General features: G+C 71.7%; 17 protein-coding genes. 8 read left to right on the top strand and 9 right to left on the bottom strand.

The annotated features are described in order from the left end of the window. The first annotated feature begins 173 nt into the window (after nt 1-173). From ABZS97_RS38250 to ABZS97_RS38240, 3 genes are all read left to right on the top strand, one after another. Entirely contained in the window at nt 174-671 is a 498-nt protein-coding gene (locus tag ABZS97_RS38250; RefSeq protein ID WP_356145949.1) for a YbaK/EbsC family protein, read from the top strand. Then, nucleotides 668-1,513, top strand: a complete 846-nt coding sequence (locus tag ABZS97_RS38245; protein WP_356145945.1) for a DMT family transporter — start codon at nt 668-670, stop codon at nt 1,511-1,513. Before ABZS97_RS38250 ends, ABZS97_RS38245 begins: the two co-directional genes overlap by 4 nt. A gap of 91 nt (nt 1,514-1,604) precedes the next feature. Then, nucleotides 1,605-1,880: a DUF1876 domain-containing protein gene (locus ABZS97_RS38240; RefSeq protein ID WP_356145942.1), complete on the top strand. Its 276-nt coding sequence runs from the start codon at nt 1,605-1,607 to the stop codon at nt 1,878-1,880. 58 nt (nt 1,881-1,938) lie between these two features. Here ABZS97_RS38240 and ABZS97_RS38235 read toward each other — a convergent pair whose 3' ends face one another. From ABZS97_RS38235 to ABZS97_RS38210, 6 genes are all read right to left on the bottom strand, one after another. After that, nucleotides 1,939-3,102: a serine hydrolase domain-containing protein gene (locus ABZS97_RS38235; RefSeq protein WP_356145939.1), complete on the bottom strand. Its 1,164-nt coding sequence runs from the start codon at nt 3,100-3,102 to the stop codon at nt 1,939-1,941. 91 nt (nt 3,103-3,193) lie between these two features. Then, the gene (locus ABZS97_RS38230; RefSeq protein WP_356145935.1) at nt 3,194-3,640 is read right to left on the bottom strand and encodes an organic hydroperoxide resistance protein; all 447 of its coding nucleotides are present in this window, start codon (nt 3,638-3,640) and stop codon (nt 3,194-3,196) included. Between the two features lie 182 nt (nt 3,641-3,822). Beyond that, on the bottom strand, nt 3,823-4,296 hold the full coding sequence (locus ABZS97_RS38225) for a MarR family transcriptional regulator (protein ID WP_356145932.1): 474 nt from the start codon (nt 4,294-4,296) through the stop codon (nt 3,823-3,825). Further along, nucleotides 4,293-5,051, bottom strand: coding sequence for an ABC transporter ATP-binding protein (locus ABZS97_RS38220; RefSeq protein WP_356145929.1), 759 nt, complete (start codon nt 5,049-5,051; stop codon nt 4,293-4,295). The genes ABZS97_RS38225 and ABZS97_RS38220 overlap by 4 nt, the downstream gene beginning before the upstream one ends. Then, nucleotides 5,039-5,800: a cobalt ECF transporter T component CbiQ gene (gene cbiQ, locus ABZS97_RS38215; protein ID WP_356145926.1), complete on the bottom strand. Its 762-nt coding sequence runs from the start codon at nt 5,798-5,800 to the stop codon at nt 5,039-5,041. The genes ABZS97_RS38220 and cbiQ overlap by 13 nt, the downstream gene beginning before the upstream one ends. Nucleotide 5,801: 1 nt before the next feature. Next, a complete protein-coding gene (locus ABZS97_RS38210; protein WP_356145923.1) occupies nt 5,802-6,848 on the bottom strand; it encodes an energy-coupling factor ABC transporter permease in 1,047 nt (348 codons plus the stop codon). A 171-nt stretch (nt 6,849-7,019) separates the two neighbouring features. Here ABZS97_RS38210 and ABZS97_RS38205 point away from each other — a divergent pair, with 171 nt between their 5' ends. Beyond that, nucleotides 7,020-7,379 carry an SsgA family sporulation/cell division regulator gene (locus tag ABZS97_RS38205; protein WP_356145920.1) on the top strand — a complete coding sequence of 120 codons (360 nt, stop codon included), beginning with the start codon at nt 7,020-7,022 and terminating at the stop codon, nt 7,377-7,379. 2 nt (nt 7,380-7,381) lie between these two features. On the opposite strand, the gene ABZS97_RS38200 is transcribed toward ABZS97_RS38205, so the two are convergent. The 3 genes from ABZS97_RS38200 to ABZS97_RS38190 form a co-directional block, all read right to left on the bottom strand. After that, nucleotides 7,382-9,058, bottom strand: a complete 1,677-nt coding sequence (locus ABZS97_RS38200) for a penicillin-binding transpeptidase domain-containing protein (protein WP_356145917.1) — start codon at nt 9,056-9,058, stop codon at nt 7,382-7,384. A 102-nt stretch (nt 9,059-9,160) separates the two neighbouring features. Then, on the bottom strand, nt 9,161-10,807 hold the full coding sequence (locus ABZS97_RS38195; RefSeq protein WP_356145914.1) for a penicillin-binding transpeptidase domain-containing protein: 1,647 nt from the start codon (nt 10,805-10,807) through the stop codon (nt 9,161-9,163). A 117-nt stretch (nt 10,808-10,924) separates the two neighbouring features. Beyond that, complete coding sequence (locus ABZS97_RS38190) at nt 10,925-12,664, bottom strand: phospholipid carrier-dependent glycosyltransferase (protein WP_356145911.1); 1,740 nt, start codon at nt 12,662-12,664, stop codon at nt 10,925-10,927. A gap of 221 nt (nt 12,665-12,885) precedes the next feature. On the opposite strand from ABZS97_RS38190, the gene rsmI reads away from it, so the two are divergent. From rsmI to ABZS97_RS38170, 4 genes are all read left to right on the top strand, one after another. Next, a complete protein-coding gene (gene rsmI / locus ABZS97_RS38185) occupies nt 12,886-13,773 on the top strand; it encodes a 16S rRNA (cytidine(1402)-2'-O)-methyltransferase (protein WP_356145908.1) in 888 nt (295 codons plus the stop codon). Between the two features lie 198 nt (nt 13,774-13,971). Beyond that, entirely contained in the window at nt 13,972-14,379 is a 408-nt protein-coding gene (locus ABZS97_RS38180) for a hypothetical protein (protein ID WP_356145905.1), read from the top strand. Nucleotides 14,380-14,426: 47 nt separating this feature from the next. Continuing rightward, complete coding sequence (locus tag ABZS97_RS38175) at nt 14,427-15,314, top strand: TatD family hydrolase (RefSeq protein WP_356145902.1); 888 nt, start codon at nt 14,427-14,429, stop codon at nt 15,312-15,314. A 143-nt stretch (nt 15,315-15,457) separates the two neighbouring features. Further along, the gene (locus ABZS97_RS38170; RefSeq protein WP_356145897.1) at nt 15,458-16,873 is read left to right on the top strand and encodes a ubiquitin-like domain-containing protein; all 1,416 of its coding nucleotides are present in this window, start codon (nt 15,458-15,460) and stop codon (nt 16,871-16,873) included. The last annotated feature ends 172 nt before the right edge of the window (nt 16,874-17,045 follow it).

The raw sequence follows: 17,045 nt of genomic DNA, 5'->3' as shown, positions 1-17,045 counted from the left end.
GGCGCGCGCGCCCCCCCCCGCCCTCTGGCCGCCGCCGGGGCCGAGCACGGGGATTGGGCAGGGTTGTCATCCCCCCCGCCCGCCACGACAGGGGCGCCCCGCGCCTCGGGGGGGCGCCCTTCCGCCTTGGAATTCGTTCGTGACGCATGTAACGGGCAGCTAGCCTGCGTTTCATGACGTCTTCGGAATCAGGAGCCCACCCCCGCTTCGCCGAGGCCCTGCGCGAGCTGGGCCTGGACGAACTGCCCTCGCAGGTCCGGCACTTCCCGGAAGGCGCCCGTACCGCCGCCGAGGCCGCCGCTGCGATCGGCTGTGAACTGAGTCAGATCTGCAAGTCGCTGATCTTCGCGGCGGACGGGGTACCGGTGCTCGTCCTCATGGACGGGTCGTCCCGCGTCGACCTGGAACTCGTCCGGCAGGCGCTCGGCGTCGAGAAGGTCACCCGGGCCAGGGCCGACGTCGTACGGGAGACGACCGGGTACGCGATCGGGGGCGTGCCGCCCTTCGGGCACCGTACGAGGACCCGTGTCCTCGCCGACCGTTCACTGCTGGACCACGACGTGGTGTGGGCGGCGGCCGGGACCCCGCACGCCGTGTTCCCGATGGAACCGAAGGCGCTGCTCGCGCATGCCGGCGCGGCGCTCGTGGACGTGCGCGAGCAGACCCCGTGACGCCCCTGGTGACCGCGGCGGTGCTGTTCGCCGCGGTCACCCACGCGAGCTGGAACGCCATCGCGCACCACATCACCGACAAGCTGGTCGGCTTCACACTGATCGCGGGCGGCGGGGCCCTGATCGGGATGGCCATGGCGCCGTTCGTGCCGTTTCCGGCGGCCGGGGCGTGGCCGTATCTGATCGCCTCCGCCGTCATCCATGTCGCGTACTACGTGCTGCTCATGCGGTCCTTCCGGCTGGGGGACTTCGGACAGGCGTACCCGATCGCGCGCGGGACCGCGCCGCTGGTCGTCACGGGGCTCGCGGCGCTTTTCGCGCACGAGGTGCCCGACGGCTGGGCGGCTGCGGGCATCGCCGTGTCGTGCGCGGGACTGACCGGGGTGGCGCTGTGGGGGCTGCGCGGGAGCCGTCCCAACTGGGCGGCGATCGGGGCGGCGCTGGCCACCGGACTGACGATCGCGGCGTACACGGTGGTCGACGGGCTCGGCGTGCGCGCGTCGGGCTCCTCCCTCGGGTACATCGCGTGGCTGATGGCGGTCGAGGGCGTGGTCGTCCCGGCGTACGCGGTGTGGCGCTGGCGGGGCGGGACCGTGGCGATCCTGCGGCCCTTCGCCGGGGTCGGCTTCCTCGGAGCGGCGCTCTCCGTGTCGGCGTACGGGCTCGTCCTGTGGGCCCAGACCCGTGCGGAACTGGCCCCGATCGCCGCGCTCCGCGAGTCGTCGATCATCGTCGGTGCCGCGATAGGCGCCGTCTTCTTCAAGGAGCGGTTCGGGGCGCCGAGGATCGCGGCGGCGGGGCTGCTGGTCGTGGGGATCGGGCTGATGCTGCACGCGGGATAGCGGGGCCGCGGCAGATCCCTGGGACCGGCGGCCCGTGCGTCGACGGCCCTGGAGGAGCACTCTGGAAGCAGCGGTTTCGGAGGTGATCGTCATGACGCACACCGCTGTGGGATGGCACATCGAGCTGGAGTTCGAGGAGGACGACCAGCGCACACGGGCGGCGGCCCTCGTACGGCTGCCCGACGGGAAGGAGGTGCGGGCGCACGGTTATGCCAGCCGCCACCGCTCGGACGAGAATCAGCCGAGGGTCGGCGAGGAGATCGCGGGGGCTCGCGCGCTGAACGAACTCGCGATGCAACTGCTGACCAAGGCACACGACGAGATAGACCAGGCGTCCGGGAGGACATCGCACTCCCTGACCCGCTGACCGCCTACTCGCTGACCGCCTACCCGCTGACCCGCTGACCGCGGTGCCCGGGACGGACTCAGAGCGATGACTCCGCCGCCCGCACCGCCCGTACCAGCGCCTGCGCCCGCGGGTCCGCCGTCACGCTCGTACGGAAGCCGTTGGTGACATAGCCGAAGGCGATGCCCGAGTCCGGGTCGGCGAAGCCGAGGGCGCCGCCGCGGCCCGGGTGGCCGAAGGAGCCGGGGCCGAGGAGGGGCGAAGCCGTGCCGTGCAGCATGTAGCCGAGGCCGAAGCGGGTGCCCACGACCAGGACGCGGTCGGGGCCTGCGGAGGCTTCGGTGCGGGCCAGGTCGACCGTCCCGGGTGCCAGCAGCCGTACGCCGTCGACCTCCCCGAGCAGCGCCGCGTAGAAGCGGGCCAGGCCGACCGCGGTGGCGATGCCGTTCGAGGCGGGCAGGACGGCCCTGTGGTACGCGGGGTCGTTCTCGTCCGGCTGCGGGGTGATCGCGGCGAAGGCGCGGCGGGTGAGGGAGGACGGGTCGGCGTAGGCCTCGGAGACCGACCGCTTGGGGCGGGCCTTCAGCGCGCCGTCCGCGGCGGGGGCCTCGATCCGGCCGACCCGGCCCACGCGGGGCGCCTGTTGCTCCGGCAGGCCGACCCACAGGTCCAGGCCCAGCGGCCGGGCGATCTCGTCCGCGATCCACTCGCCGATCGTCCGGTCCGTGACGCGCCGGACCAGTTCGTTCGTCAGCCAGCTGTACGTCTGTGCGTGGTAGCCGTGGTCGGCGCCGGGCTCCCAGGCGGGCGGCTGTGCGGCGATCGCGGCGGCCGCGAAGTCGGGGTCCGCCGCCTCGGCCGGCGTCAGCGGACGGTCGAGGACGGGCACCCCGGCGCGGTGCGCGAGCACGTGCCGCACCAGCGTCCGCTCCTTGCCGTACGCCTTGTACTGCGGCCAGTAGCGGCCCACCGGAGCGTCCAGGTCGAGCTGCCCGCGCTCCACGAGCATCAGCAGTACGGCGGCGGCGACACCCTTCGTCGCGGAGCGCACGATCTGCGCGGTGCCCCGCTCCCACGGCTCGGCACCGTCGACGTCCCGCGTGCCGCCCCACAGGTCCACGACCTTGCGCCCGTCCCGGTACACGGCGACGGCCGCGCCCCGGTCCCCGAGCACGTCGAAGTTGCGCGCGAACGCGTCCCTGACCGGTTCGAAGCCCTCGGCCACCGTGCCGTTCACGTCCACGCCCGTACTCCCGTTCAGTTCGCCCACGACACCGCCTACGACAATGGATGCAACACCCATTCATCGCCTGCGATTCCCAGGCCCGGGCGGCTCAGCCCAGCAGAACCGTGACGTCGATGTTGCCCCGGGTCGCGTTCGAGTAGGGGCAGACCTCGTGGGCCGCGTCGACCAGCTTGGTCGCGAGGTCCTGGTCCAGCACCGGGAGGGACACGCTGAGGGCGACCGCGAGGCCGTAGCCGCGCTGCTTGTTGGGGCCGATGCCGACCTTCGCGGCGACGGTGGAACCGGACAGGTCGTAGCCCGCGCGGCGGCCGACGAGGACGAGCGCGTTGTGGAAGCAGGCGCTGAACCCGGCCGCGAACAGTTGCTCCGGGTTGGTGCCGTTGCCGTCCCCGCCGAGCGCGTGCGGCATCGCGACCCGCAGCTCCAGTTGGCCGTCCTGGCTGGTCACATAGCCGTCCCGGCCGCCGTGGGCGGTGGCCTCGGCGACGTACATGATCTTCGTCGGACGGGTGTCGACGGCGGTGCCGTCACTCATCGCTGAACCTCCCCCGGAGCGGGCAACACAAGTGCGTGCAAGTACATCGTGCACAAGGTACCGGCCGGTAGGTTCGCGGGTCACCGCCAGGGGGTGGCAACCGCGGGTAACCCGGCGTCAGCGGCCTGCCCGGGTCAGCGCCCTGCCCCCTCACGAGGGATCAACACGCCCCTCCCGGGGGATCAGCGCCCCGCCGCCCCGTCCGCCCGCTCCGCCAGCCGCCACAGCTCCCCGCGCAGCCTCGCCACCTCGTCCCCGCTCAGCCCGGTCGCCGTCAGCAGCGCCCCGGGCACGCCCGCCGCGCGCTCGCGCAGCTCCTCGCCGCGTCCGGTGACCGCGACGAGCACCGAGCGCTCGTCGTGCGCCGACCGCTCACGGCGTACGAGACCGGCCGACTCCAGGCGCTTGAGCAGCGGCGACACCGTGCCGTAGTCGAGCCGCAGGGCCGCGCCCAGCTCCTTGACCGTGGTCTCGCCGCGCTCCCACAGGACGAGGAGGACCAGGTACTGCGGATACGTCAGGCCGAGTTCGTCGAGGAGTGGGCGGTAGGCGGCGGTCACGGCGCGCTGGGCCGCGTACAGCGCGAAGCACAGCTGCTCGTCGAGCAGCAGCGATCCGGCCCGCGCCTCGGAAGTGCCCGTCTCTTCGTTCGTCACGCGCCCATTGTCACGGAGCGCGGGTCGAACCCGAAGGGCAGCTCCAGGCGGTGCGCCCGCATCAGCTCCTCGTCCGACAGCAGCTCGCCGGTCTTTCCGTCGGCCGCGATCGTGCCCTCGCTCAGGACGAGGGAGCGCGGGCACAGCTCCAGCGCGTACGGCAGGTCGTGCGTGACCATGAGGACCGTCACGTCCAACGACCGCAGGATGTCGGCGAGTTCACGCCGGGAGGCGGGGTCGAGGTTGGAGGACGGTTCGTCGAGGACGAGGATCTCCGGCCGCATCGCGAGCACCGTCGCGACCGCGACCCGGCGGCGCTGGCCGAAGGAGAGGTGGTGCGGCGGGCGGTCCTTGAACTCCGCCATGCCGACCTGGGAGAGGGCGCTGTCCACCCGGGCCTCCAGCTCGGGTCCCTTCATGCCCGCCGACGCCGGACCGAACGCCACGTCCTCCCGCACCGTCGGCATGAACAGCTGGTCGTCCGGGTCCTGGAAGACGATGCCGACCTTGCGCCGGATCTCGGCCATGTGCTGCTTGCCGACCGGGAGCCCGGCCACCGTCACGGTTCCGGCGCCACCGGCCAGGATGCCGTTGAGGTGCAGGACGAGGGTGGTCTTGCCGGCGCCGTTCGGGCCGAGCAGCGCTACGCGCTCGCCGCGGGCGACGGTGAAGTCCACGCCGAAGAGGGCCTGATGGCCGTCGGGGTAGGCGAAGGCGAGGCCGGAGACCTCCAGGGAAGCAGTCACAGGGTCCATCCCAACAGACACACGACAAGGGCGGCGACCGGCAGGGCGAGGGCGTACGACCACTGCGCCCGGGACGCGGTCACCTCGTCGATCACCGGCATCGAACCGGCGTACCCCCGGCTGACCATGGCCAGATGCACCCGCTCCCCGCGTTCGTAGGAGCGGATGAAGAGCGCGCCCGCCGACTTGGCGAGGACGCCCCAGTGCCGGACCCCGCGCGCCTCGAACCCGCGCGACTCCCGCGCGATCCGCATCCGCCGCATCTCGTCCGTGATGACATCGCCGTAGCGGATCATGAAGGAGGCGATCTGCACGAGGAGCGGCGGGAGCTTCAACCGCTGGAGGCCGAGCAGCAGTTCGCGCAGTTCGGTGGTGGAGGCGAGCAGGACGGAGGCGGCGACGCCGAGGGTGCCCTTGGCCAGCACGTTCCAGGCGCCCCACAGTCCGTTGACGCTCAGCGAGAGGCCGAGGACGTCCACCCGCTCGCCCTGCGCCACGAACGGCATCAGTACCGCGAAGGCCACGAACGGGATCTCGATCAGCAGCCGCTTGAGCAGGAAGGCGGCCGGGACACGGGCCCGGTGCGCGACGACCGCGAGCAGTGCCGCGTACAGCGCGAACGCCCACATGGCCTCGCGCGGTGTGGAGACGACCACGACCACGAAGGCGAAGGCCGCCGCCAGCTTGGTGTGCGGCGGCAGGGAGTGCACCGGCGAGTGCCCGTGCCGGTAGAGCTTGTGGGCGTGGCCCGCGCCCATGTCAGACGCCTTCGGGCAGGGACGCGGGGGAGGTGGCGTTCGTACGGCGCCTGCGGACCGCCCAGAAGATCCCGCTGCCCGTGAGGACGGTGGCGCCGACGCCGATCACACCCGCGAGACCGCCGGAGAGCCGGGCGTCCGCGATGTCCCTGACGCCGTATCCGGCGAGCGGGGAGTCCTCGGTGTGGTGTTTCTTGGTGTTCTGGTCGATGCCCTGGTCCTTGGCGACCTTCTCCAGGCCGTCGGGGCTGGCGGAGGCGTAGAAGCTGACGACGCCCGCGAGGAGGAGGGAGGCGGCGAGGCCGGTGAGCCACACCTTGCGGTGCGAGGAGCGGGCCGCCACGGGAACCGCCGCGGGCGCGTCGACCAGTTCGCCGCCGACGCGGAGCTTGAGGCGCTGCTGCAGCCCGCGGGCGCCGTACACGAGATCGGGTCGTACGGCGATGACGGCGCCGACGGTCAGCGCGGTGATCGCGGCCTCGCCGATGCCGATGAGGACGTGCACGCCGATCATGGCCGTGGCTACCTTGCCGATCGGCACGTCGGTGGTGCCGCCGAGCGCGTAGATGAAGGTGAAGCAGACGGCCGCGGCGGGCACGGACAGCAGTGCCGAGACGAACGCGGCCGCGGTGATCGACCGCCGCCCGCGCGGAAGCACCTTCACCAGGCCGCGGAAGACGGCGTAGGACACCACCGTCGTGACGATCGCCATGTCGGTGATGTTCACGCCGAGCGCGGTGAGGCCGCCGTCCGCGAAGAGGATGCCCTGCATCAGCAGGACCACCGAGACGCACAGGACGCCGGTGAAGGGGCCGACGAGGATCGCCGCGAGCGCGCCGCCGAGCAGATGGCCGCTGGTCCCGGCGGCGACCGGGAAGTTCAGCATCTGCACGGCGAAGATGAACGCGGCGACGAGGCCGGCGAGCGGGGCGGTCTTCTCGTCGAGTTCGCGCCGGGCTCCCTTGAGGGAGACGGCGACGGCACCGGCGGCGACCACTCCGGCGACCGCGGAGACAGGGGCGTTGATGAATCCGTCAGGCACATGCACCGTTCGATAATAGTGGCTTGTTGCGAACGGCTTGCAAGAGCGTGTGCCTATGAATTGGCTGCGGTGCTGTTCGATGGGGGTGCGGAGGCGGATTCGAGGGAATGTGCGACATTGGAGAAGCGGGCGGATTCACATCCTCCGCACAGGTTACGCAGCGTAAGGAGTCGGCTCATGTCCGCCGTCGAACAGTACGCACGCGCCCATATCGTCACGGACACCGCGGACTCCGTCGACGACGAACACCGAGCCGTCCCCGTCGCCCTGCGCTACGACCCCGAGACCGACCCCCGCCTGGTGCAGATCACGCTGCCCGGCCCGCACGAGTGGGTCTTCAACCGCGACCTCCTCGAACAGGGGCTGCGGGCCCCCGTCGCCAGCGGAGACGTCCGCGTCTGGCCGTGCGGACGTGTGCAGGCCGTCCTGGAGTTCCACTCCGCCCACGGGGTGGCGGTCGTGCAGTTCGAGTCGAAGGCGCTGATCCGCTTCCTGCGCCGTACGTACACGGCTGCCGGGACCCCGGTGGCCCGCTGAGCTCAGCTGCCCGCCCGCAGCAGGGCCGCCACGATCGGGCCCGCCGAGTCGCCGCCGTGGCCGCCGGCCTGCACGACGCCCGCCGCCGCCAGGTCGCCCTTCCACGCGGTGAACCAGCCGTTCGGCTTCTTCTGGCCGTCGACCTCCGCCGAACCTGTCTTCGCACCGTCGTCCGGACCGAGGCCCGCCATCGCCTCCGCGGCCGTGCCGGCCGCCGCCGTGTACTGCAGGACCTCCCGCAGCTGGGACCGCGTCGACGACGACATCGTGCCGGTCGCCTTCGCGAGCGAGCGGCCGTCCACCGACGGGGAGACCAGGTAGGGCTGGTGGAACACGCCCGTCTTCGCCGTCGAGACCACCGACGCCATGTTCAGCGGGTTCATGCGCACCGCGCCCTGGCCGATGAGCGAGGCCGCCATCTGCGCGTCGCGCTGCACGGGCACCGAACCGTCGAAGGACGGGACGCCGATGGCCCAGTTGTTCATGCTCAGGCCGTAGATCCGCTGGGCGGTCGCGGTCAGGTCGGCGTCCTTCAGCTTCTTCGCCTGGCTGATGAAGGCCGTGTTGCAGGACCGGGCGAAGCTGCCCTTGAACGTGCCGCCCTTGATCTCGAAGTCGTCGTCGTTGTGGAACTTCCAGTGGCCGTACGTGACGGTCTTGGGGCAGGGGTGCACCTTGTCCGCCTTCGCCAGGTTCTTCTCGAACAGCAGCGTCGACGTCACGATCTTCATCGTCGAACCCGGCGCCATCGAGCCCTGGAACGCCGTGTTGAAGCCGTGGGACTGGTTGGCGACGGCGAGGATCTCACCCGTCGAGGGGCGCATGACCACGACCGAGGAGCGCGCCTTCGTCAGCACCTGCTGCTCGGCCTTCGCCTGGAGCGCCGGGCTCAGCGTCGTCCTCACGGTGCCGGGCGTGCCCTCGCTCAGCGTCAGCAGCGTCTTGTCGGGGGTCTTGTCCGCCCCCTTCTTCGCCGCCTTGCGCACCACCCGCAGCTCGATGCCCGCGCTGCCGCCGGCCTTCTTGCCGTACTTCTCCCGCAGTCCGTCGAGGACCGTGCCGAGGGAGGGGTACTTGGCCGCCGTCAGCTCGCCGCCGTCGCGGTCCAGCGCCTTGACCGGGGGCGTGCCCGAGGCGCCGGTCACCAGGCGGTCGCCCTCGGTCAGAGCCGGGTGCACCACGGAGGGCTCCCAACTCACCAGCGGCACCCCGTCCTTGGCGCGCCGCACGACAGTCAGCCTCGACTCGTACGCCAGCGGCTTGCTCTTGCCCTTGTACGTCACCGTCGCCTTCACCGAGAACGGGACGGTGGCCCCCTTGCGCGTCCCGCCGGTGAGCGTGACGCCGGTGATGTGCGCGTCCTTGGTGTAGCCGGTCAGGGCCTTCGTCGCCGCCGCCGAGTCGTCCGTGGCGGCGGCGGCCTTCGCGACCTGGCCGTGCTGCCAGGAGGTCAGGAAGGCCGTCGCCGTCGTGCGGATCTCGGTCGCCGACACCGGGCCCGACTTCACGGCCTTGTGGTCGCCCGTCGCCGACGTGCGGTCCTCTGCCGCGGCGCCGCCCCCGCCGTAGAGCGTGTACGCGCCGATCGCGCCGCCCGCGGCGACCACGGTGACCAGCCCGATCACGAGCGGACCGCGCTTACTGCCGGTGCGCTCGGAGGCGCGCCTTCTCTTGCCCACAGCTCCAGATCCTCCGTGCTGGTTCCCCTGGCGCCCCCCGGGTGCCCTCACGCATCACAACGAGAGGCACCACCCTAGGGTCCCGGTACGACACGGGTGACTTCAGCCACCAGTTCGTAGCACGTCCGCGACAATCGGGCCCGCCGCGTCCCCGCCGTGCCCGCCCTCCTGGGTCATCGCCGCGGCCGCGATGTCATTGCGGTAGCCGGTGAACCAGCTGTTGGACTTCGACTGGCCGTCGACCTCGGCGGAGCCGGTCTTCGCGCCGATGTCCCCGCCGAGCCCGGCCATGACCTGCGCGGCGGTGCCGCTGGTCGCGGTGAGCCGCAGCATCGACCTCAGCTGCGCGACCGTGTTCGGCGACAGGCCGCGCGCGGTGGCCAGTTGGCGGTCGTCGACCTTCCGGGACACGATCACCGGCTGGCGGAAGGCGCCCGTGATCGCGGTCGCCGTCACCGACGCCATGTTCAGCGGGCTCATCTGGACCTGGCCCTGGCCGATGGCGTTGGCGGCGCGGTCCGGGCCCGCGGAGGCGGGGACCTTGCCGTCGAAGGACGCGATGCCGGTCTTCCAGTTGTTCTGCCCGAGCCCGAAGTGCTCCTGCGCCTCGGTGGTCAGCGACGCGTCCGTGAGCGGATGCGCCTCGGTGCCGTCGACGAGCTTCACGAAGGCCGTGTTGCAGGACCGCGCGAAGCTGTTGGCGAGAGTCGCGCCCGGGTTGGGCTTCATGCCCGTGAGGTTGTGGAAGGTCTGGCTCTGCCAGGTCGCCGTCTGCGGGCACGGCGCCGGACTGCTCATCGACGCGACACCGTTGTCGATGAGCATGGCCGAGGTGATGATCTTCATCGTGGAGCCCGGCGCCAGCGTCCCCTGGAACGCCGCGTTGAACCCGTCCGCGCGGTGGTTCGCCACCGCCAGCACCTCACCGGTGCTCGGCTTCACCGCGACCACCGACGACTCGTCGTACTCCTTGACCGCTTTCTCGGCGGCGCCCTGCGCGGTCGCGGAGAGCGTCGTGCGCAGCTTGCCGGCCCTGCCCTTGGCGAGGGTCACCAGCGTCTTGTCGGGCGCGTTGTCGTCCGCGCGCCGGATCGCCAGCTCGACGCCGGGGGTGCCGCCCGCCGTGTCGCCGTACTTGGCGCGCAGCTCGTCCAGGATCGGCCCGAGCGAGGGGAACTTCTCCTTGGTCAGGACGACGCCACTGCGGTCCACGGCCTCGATCGGCGGGCTCGACGCCTCGCCCGTGAACAGGGTGTCGTCCCTGCGCAGATCGGGGTGGATCACGGACGGCTGCCAGTCGACCAGCGGAGCGCCGGTGCTGGCCCCGCGCACGACCTTCAGCTCGGAGTCGTACGCCAGGGGCTTGCTCTTCCCGTCGTACGACACCGTCGCGTCGACGGCGAAGGACACGGTCGTGCCGATGACGGTGTGGGTCTTGATCTTCACATGGGTGATGTGCGCGTCGGTGCCGTAGGCGGTCAGGAGCTTCTCGGCGGCTTCCGGGAAGTTCGTGTAACCCCCGGCCTCGGCCGGCTCGGCCTTCTCCCAGGCGGTGAAGAACTTGCTGCTGCTGTCCTTGACCTCGTCCTTCGACAGCGGCCCGCTCTTCTTGGTCACGGCCCCCGCCGGTCCCGACCCCCCCTCGTCCCCGCTGATCGCGGTCACCACGTTGTACGCGCCGTATCCGGCGCCCCCCACCATCACGGCGAACACCGTGCCGACGATGGCGGCCTTTGCCCCCTTGCGCATCGGGCGCTTCCCTCCCCGTGGACCCCTCCCCGAACTTCTGAACGCGTTCAGAAATGGTGGTCTGCATCGCACTGTATGCGGAGGGAGTGGCCCGTGGGGTAAGCGTTCTCTGAATCGTTAGACCCAGGTGTCCAGCCACATACGGGATCGCCAGGAATCGATCGGAATAGCCGTTCCGGTATAGAGCGGCCAGAAATAGATGAAGTTCCAGGCGATCAGCAGGACCAGGACGCCCGCGGCCGTCGCACCCATCACCCGGCGGCGTTCGCCGGAGCCGGGTGGGCCGAGGATCGCGCCGATCATCATCGCCACGGCCAGGCACAGGAACGGGACGAAGACGACCGCGTAGAAGTAGAAGATCGTCCGCTCCTGGTACATGAACCAGGGCAGATAGCCCGCCGCGATGCCGCACGCGATCGCGCCCGCCCGCCAGTCGCGACGGAACGCCCAGCGCCACAGCACGTACAGCACCGCGAAGCAGGCCGCCCACCACAGCAGCGGGGTGCCGATCGCCAGGACCTCACGGGCGCACTTCTCGCCCGCGTCGACCGGGCAGCCGTCCTTGCCGGGCGCCGGGGACTCGTAGAAGTACGACACCGGGCGGCCGTCGACGATCCAGCTCCACGGGTTCGACTGGTACGTGTGCGGGGACGACAGGCCGACGTGGAACTTGTACACCTCGTGCTCGTAGTGCCACAGGCTGCGCAGCCAGTCCGGCAGGAACGTCCAGCTGCCGCCCTTGCCGTCGGTCGCGGCCCAGTTGCGGTAGTAGCCGCCGCTGCCGTTGGTCGGGGAGAGGATCCAGCCCGTCCAGGAGACCAGGTAGACGGCGACCGCGACCGGCACGGTGGCCAGGAACGCCAGGCCCGTGTCGTGCTTGAGGACGGCCGTGTACGGGTGCCGGGCGCCCGCGACCCGGCGCGCGCCCACGTCCCACAGGACCGCCATCACACAGAACGCGGCCAGGATGTACAGCGCGTTCCACTTGGTGCCCAGCGCCAGGCCCAGCATCAGACCGGCCGCCCAGCGCCAGGGCCGCCGGCCGAGGCGGGTCGTCTCGGCGATGTGCGGGTCCGGGCGTACGACACCGTCCGCGTCGGCGGGCAGCGCCGCCGCGAGCCGGGCACGCGCCCTGTCACGGTCGAGGACCAGGCAGCCGAAGGCCGCGAGCACGAAGAACATCAGCACGCCGTCGAGCAGCGAGGTGCGGCTCATCACGAAGTGCAGGCCGTCCACCGCCATCAGCGCGCCCGCCAGGCAGCCCAGGAACGTCGAACGGAAGATCCGGCGGCCGATCCGGCACAGCAGCAGGACGGAGAGCGTGCCGAGCACCGCCGTCATGAACCGCCAGCCGAACGGGTCGAACCCGAAGATCCACTCGCCGAGCCCGATGACGTACTTGCCGACCGGCGGGTGCACGACGTACGCGGCGTCGCCGGTGGGGCTGACCTGGCTGCCGCCCTGCAGGACCAGGTCGTTGGCGTCCTTGGCCCAGTTGGTCTCGAACCCGCGGTGGATGAGCGCCCAGGCGTCCTTGGCGTAGTACGTCTCGTCGAATATCACCGCCTTCGGGCTGCCCAGGTGCCAGAACCGCATCAGCCCGGCCATCAGCGTCACGAGCAGCGGGCCGCCCCACCCCGACCAGCGGGTGATGCGCTCGCCCACCTCCTGGCGCAGGCCGAGCATGGCCCAGATACGTGGGCTGGGCCGGGTGTACGGCGGCACGAGGCGGTCACGCACATCGCTTCTCGACGGCGCCGTGTATCCGAAGCGGCGCAGCCGCTGCTGCCACGACGGCCGCTGCTCTTCGGCGGCCTGGCCCTGCCGGGTGTCCGTGGAGGACGCGGTACTGGTCACCGCGCCATCGTAGGGAACCCATCTGTGGGAGTCCCGTGCCTGGCCCTACTCAATTGGCCATGCCGGGCTCGCGGTGCCTGGCACGGCACCTCGCGGCGTTGTCGTCGGTCACCGACGCTCCGCGTCGACGCCCTCCTCCGCCTTGCGATGCACCGCGCCAGGCACCGCTCCCTGATCCGGCCTGGCCAATTGAGCAGAGCCGGCCCTGCGAGGATGGAACCGTGACAGGAACCAGCCCCACCGGAACCAGCCCCGCCGGAATCCTCGTGCTCGCGGGTACGCCCATCGGCGACGTCGCGGACGCGCCGCCCCGGCTCGCCCAGGAACTGGCCGGCGCCGATGTCGTCGCCGCCGAGGACACCCGGCGGCTGCGGCGCCTCACCCAGGCGCTCGGGGTGCAGACCTCGGGGCGCGTGGTGTCGTACTTCGAGGGCAACGAGTCGGCGCGCACGCCCGAGCTCGTCGACGCGCTGTTGGCCGGCTCGCGGGTCCTGCTCGTGACCGACGCCGGGATGCCGTCCGTGTCCGACCCCGGATACCGGCTGGTCGCGGCCGCCGTCGAGAAGGACATCAAGGTCACCGCCGTACCCGGCCCGTCCGCCGTCCTCACCGCGCTCGCGCTGTCCGGGCTGCCCGTCGACCGGTTCTGCTTCGAGGGCTTCCTGCCGCGCAAGGCCGGGGAACGGCTCTCACGGCTGAAGGAAGTCGCCGAGGAGCGCCGGACCCTCGTGTACTTCGAGGCGCCCCACCGGCTCGACGACACGCTCGCCGCGATGGCCGAGGCGTTCGGCGCCGAGCGACGGGCCGCCGTCTGCCGCGAGCTGACCAAGACGTACGAGGAGGTCAAGCGGGGGCCGCTGGGCGAACTCGCCGCGTGGGCCGCCGAGGGCGTCCGCGGCGAGATCACCGTCGTCGTCGAGGGCGCACCCGAGAAAGCGGCCGGGGAACTCGACGCGGACGAGCTGGTACGCAGGGTGCAGGTGCGCGAGGAGGCAGGGGAGCGACGCAAGGAGGCGATCGCCGCCGTCGCCGCCGAGGCAGGGCTTCCCAAGAGGGACGTCTTCGATGCCGTCGTCGCCGCCAAAAACGCCGCCCGCAGCACGCCATAAGCGGGCAAAGGAGTAGCGTGAAAAGCAAAGCCCAGGCCTGGGACCAGGGGTGTTGCGACAAGGAAAGACCAAATCGCCTCCAACACTCGACAGGCTTGATGCGCATCCGCCGGTAGAAGCGTCCACTGGTTGAAGGGACGCACCCGTCCCTCACCTCCGCCCCGGCGGGGGTGCTGTCCAGCGGACAGAGGAGCTGGCATGAGCGAGATCGCAGGGCAGAGCGGCGGCAACGCCGCCGCGGCCACCGCCGTAGTTCACGAGTCGTATTCCTTCGCCTGCATGCGCTGTGGGCACGGCTGGGAGCAGTCGTACGAGATCGAGCACCACCGCGACGCCGAAGGCAGCGAGTTCGTGACGTACGTGGCGGACGGCCAGGTCGTGCCCTCGCCGCTGAGCCGGCCCTCCTGCCTGAACTGCGACAGCCATGTCGTGCGCATCATGCGGCCCGGGCAGGTGTCCTCCGCGCTGAAGTCGATGCATCAGCCGCACCGGGCCCCGGCGGCGCGGAAGGCCGAGGGGGCGCCCGAGGGGGCCCCACAGAGCGGGGAGCACCACTGGCACCTGTCGGATCTGCTGCACCCCTTCCACCACCGCAAGGCCGGCTGACCGCCTCCGGGAGTCCGGTGGGCATGCCCCGTTCGTAGGATCGGGGCATGCCTTCGAACACCTCGGCCCGCGGCACCAACGACGCGCCCCCGCTTCCCGAGCCCCTCCGGGTGCCCGTCGCGGACTCCCACACCCACCTCGACATGCAGTCCGGCACTGTCGAGGACGCGCTTGCCAAGGCCGCGGCGGTCGGTGTGAGCGCGGTCGTGCAGGTCGGCTGCGACCTCGCCGGGTCACGCTGGGCGGCGAAGACCGCGGCCGCGTACGACGCCGTCCACGCGACCGTCGCACTGCACCCCAACGAAGCGCCGCGTATCGTCCACGGCGACCCCGACGGGTGGTCCCGGCAGGGCGCCCGGCAGCCGGGCGGGGACACCGCGCTGGACGACGCCCTCGCCGAGATCGACCGGCTCGCCGCCCTTGCGCAGGTCAAGGGCGTCGGCGAGACCGGCCTCGACTACTTCCGCACCGGGCCCGAGGGCAAGGCCGCCCAGGAGCGTTCCTTCCGCGCCCACATCGAGATCGCCAAGCGGCACGGCAAGGCGCTGGTCATCCACGACCGCGACGCCCACGGCGACGTCCTGCGCATCCTCAAGGAAGAGGGCGCCCCCGAGCGCACCGTCTTCCACTGCTACTCCGGCGACGCCGCCATGGCCGAGGTCTGCGCCCGCTCCGGATACTTCATGTCCTTCGCCGGCAACATGACCTTCAAGAACGCCCAGCCGCTGCGCGACGCGCTCGCCGTCGCCCCCGCGGAACTCGTCCTCGTCGAGACCGACGCGCCCTTCCTGACGCCCGCGCCGTACCGCGGACGGCCCAACGCTCCCTATCTCATTCCGGTCACGCTGCGCGCCATGGCCGCGGTGCGGGGGGTCGAGGTGGACGCGCTGGCAGAGGCGGTCGCCGCCAACACTGCCCGCGCGTTCGATTTCTGACGCATAACGCTTCCAGGCCTTTTCCGGGGGCGCGCGCGGGAGCGTGTCGCGACACTGCGTAGCGGCGTTGCTTGGGAGAGTGACGACCGCTCCGCTAGGTTCTGGTCGCCCTCGCCCCGATCAGGAGCCCCTGGAGCGTCGTCGTGAGCAACTCGCAGTACGAGACGTACGAGATGGACGGGTCGTACGAGATGGACGGGTCGTACGGGACGTATGACCCGGCGTACGAGAGTCCTGAGCCGCCGCCCTACGGCCAGGGTGAGCCCCTCGACACGTATCGGCCCGCGTACGAGGCGTGGGAGCCGGCGCCTTCCGCCGGGTCCGAGGCGCCGACCGAGCCGCGGCTTCCCCGGCAGGGGGCCGCGGGTGCCTCGGGGGTCCCAGGGGGCGCGGGCGACACCCTCTCCGAGGTCGGGGGGCGTGCCTCGGCGCGGCGGGAGGCACGGCGCAAGCGGACCGGCGAGCGGCCCGATCCGCTGCGGCGGCTCCTCCCGCAGGCGCTGGTCGTCGCCTTCCTCGCCGGCGGCACCTCCGCCTTCGTCGCCAACGACAAAGCCATCGAGCTCAGCGTCGACGGCAAGCCGCGCACGCTGCACACGTTCGCCGACGACGTCACCGAACTCCTCGCCGACGAAGGCGTACGGGTGGGGGAGCACGACATCGTCGCGCCCGCCCCCGGTACCGCCCTCGCCAGCGGCGACGAGGTCGCCGTCCGCTACGGGCGGCCCGTCCGCCTCACCCTCGACGGGCAGCGGCGCCAGGTGTGGACCACCGCGCACACCGTGGACGGGGCACTCAGGCAGCTCGGGGTGCGGGCGGAGGGCGCCTACGTGTCGACCTCGCGCTCCCAGCCGATCGGGCGCGCCGGGCTCTCCCTCGACGTCCGCACCGAACGGACCGTCACCGTCATGGCCGACGGGCAGGCACGGACCATCCGCACCAATGCCGCGACCGTCGGCGACGCCGTCGCGGAGGCCGGGATCACCCTCCACGGGCAGGACACCACGTCCGTCGCGCCCGGGACCTTTCCTCGTGACGGGCAGACCGTCACCGTCATGCGGGTCACCGGGTCGAAGGAGGTCCGCGAGGAGCCGATCCCGTTCGATGTGCGGCGCACGGACGACTCCTCGCTCTTCCGGGGGACCGAGGTCGTCGAGCAGGCCGGGCAGGCCGGGGTGCGGCGGATCACGTACTCGCTGCGGATCGTCAACGGTGTCAAGCAGAAGCCGCGGCAAGTGAGGACCGAGGTGGTGCGGGAGCCCCGGACGCAGGTCGTGAAGGTCGGCACGAAGCCGCCGCCGACGTCTGTGCAGGGCGCGGACCATCTGAACTGGTCCGGGCTTGCCGCGTGTGAGTCCGGGGGGCGGGCGGGGGCGGTGGATCCCTCCGGTACGTACGGCGGGCTCTACCAGTTCGACACGCACACCTGGCACAGCCTTGGCGGCGCGGGGCGTCCTCAGGACGCGCCGGCCACCGAACAGACGTTCCGGGCGAAGAAGCTTTATGTGCGGCGGGGGGCCAGTCCTTGGCCGCATTGTGGGGGGCGGTTGCGTGGGTGACATTGCTGGCGTGGGCGCCTGTCGCAGGGGGTGCGGTGGGTGGGTCGGGTCCGTGCCGGTACGTCCTGCCCGTCGCCGCGTGGGCGTACTGCCCGGGGGTCGAGCATGGCGAAACTCGGCTGGGGGCCGGCTACGCGACGGGCAGAGACGTACCGGCAGCCCGGGGGTCGAG

It is taken from the genome of Streptomyces sp. NPDC005485 (assembly GCF_040606085.1).
Lineage (GTDB): Bacteria > Actinomycetota > Actinomycetes > Streptomycetales > Streptomycetaceae > Streptomyces.
This window is presented reverse-complemented; position numbering and strand designations above follow the sequence as displayed.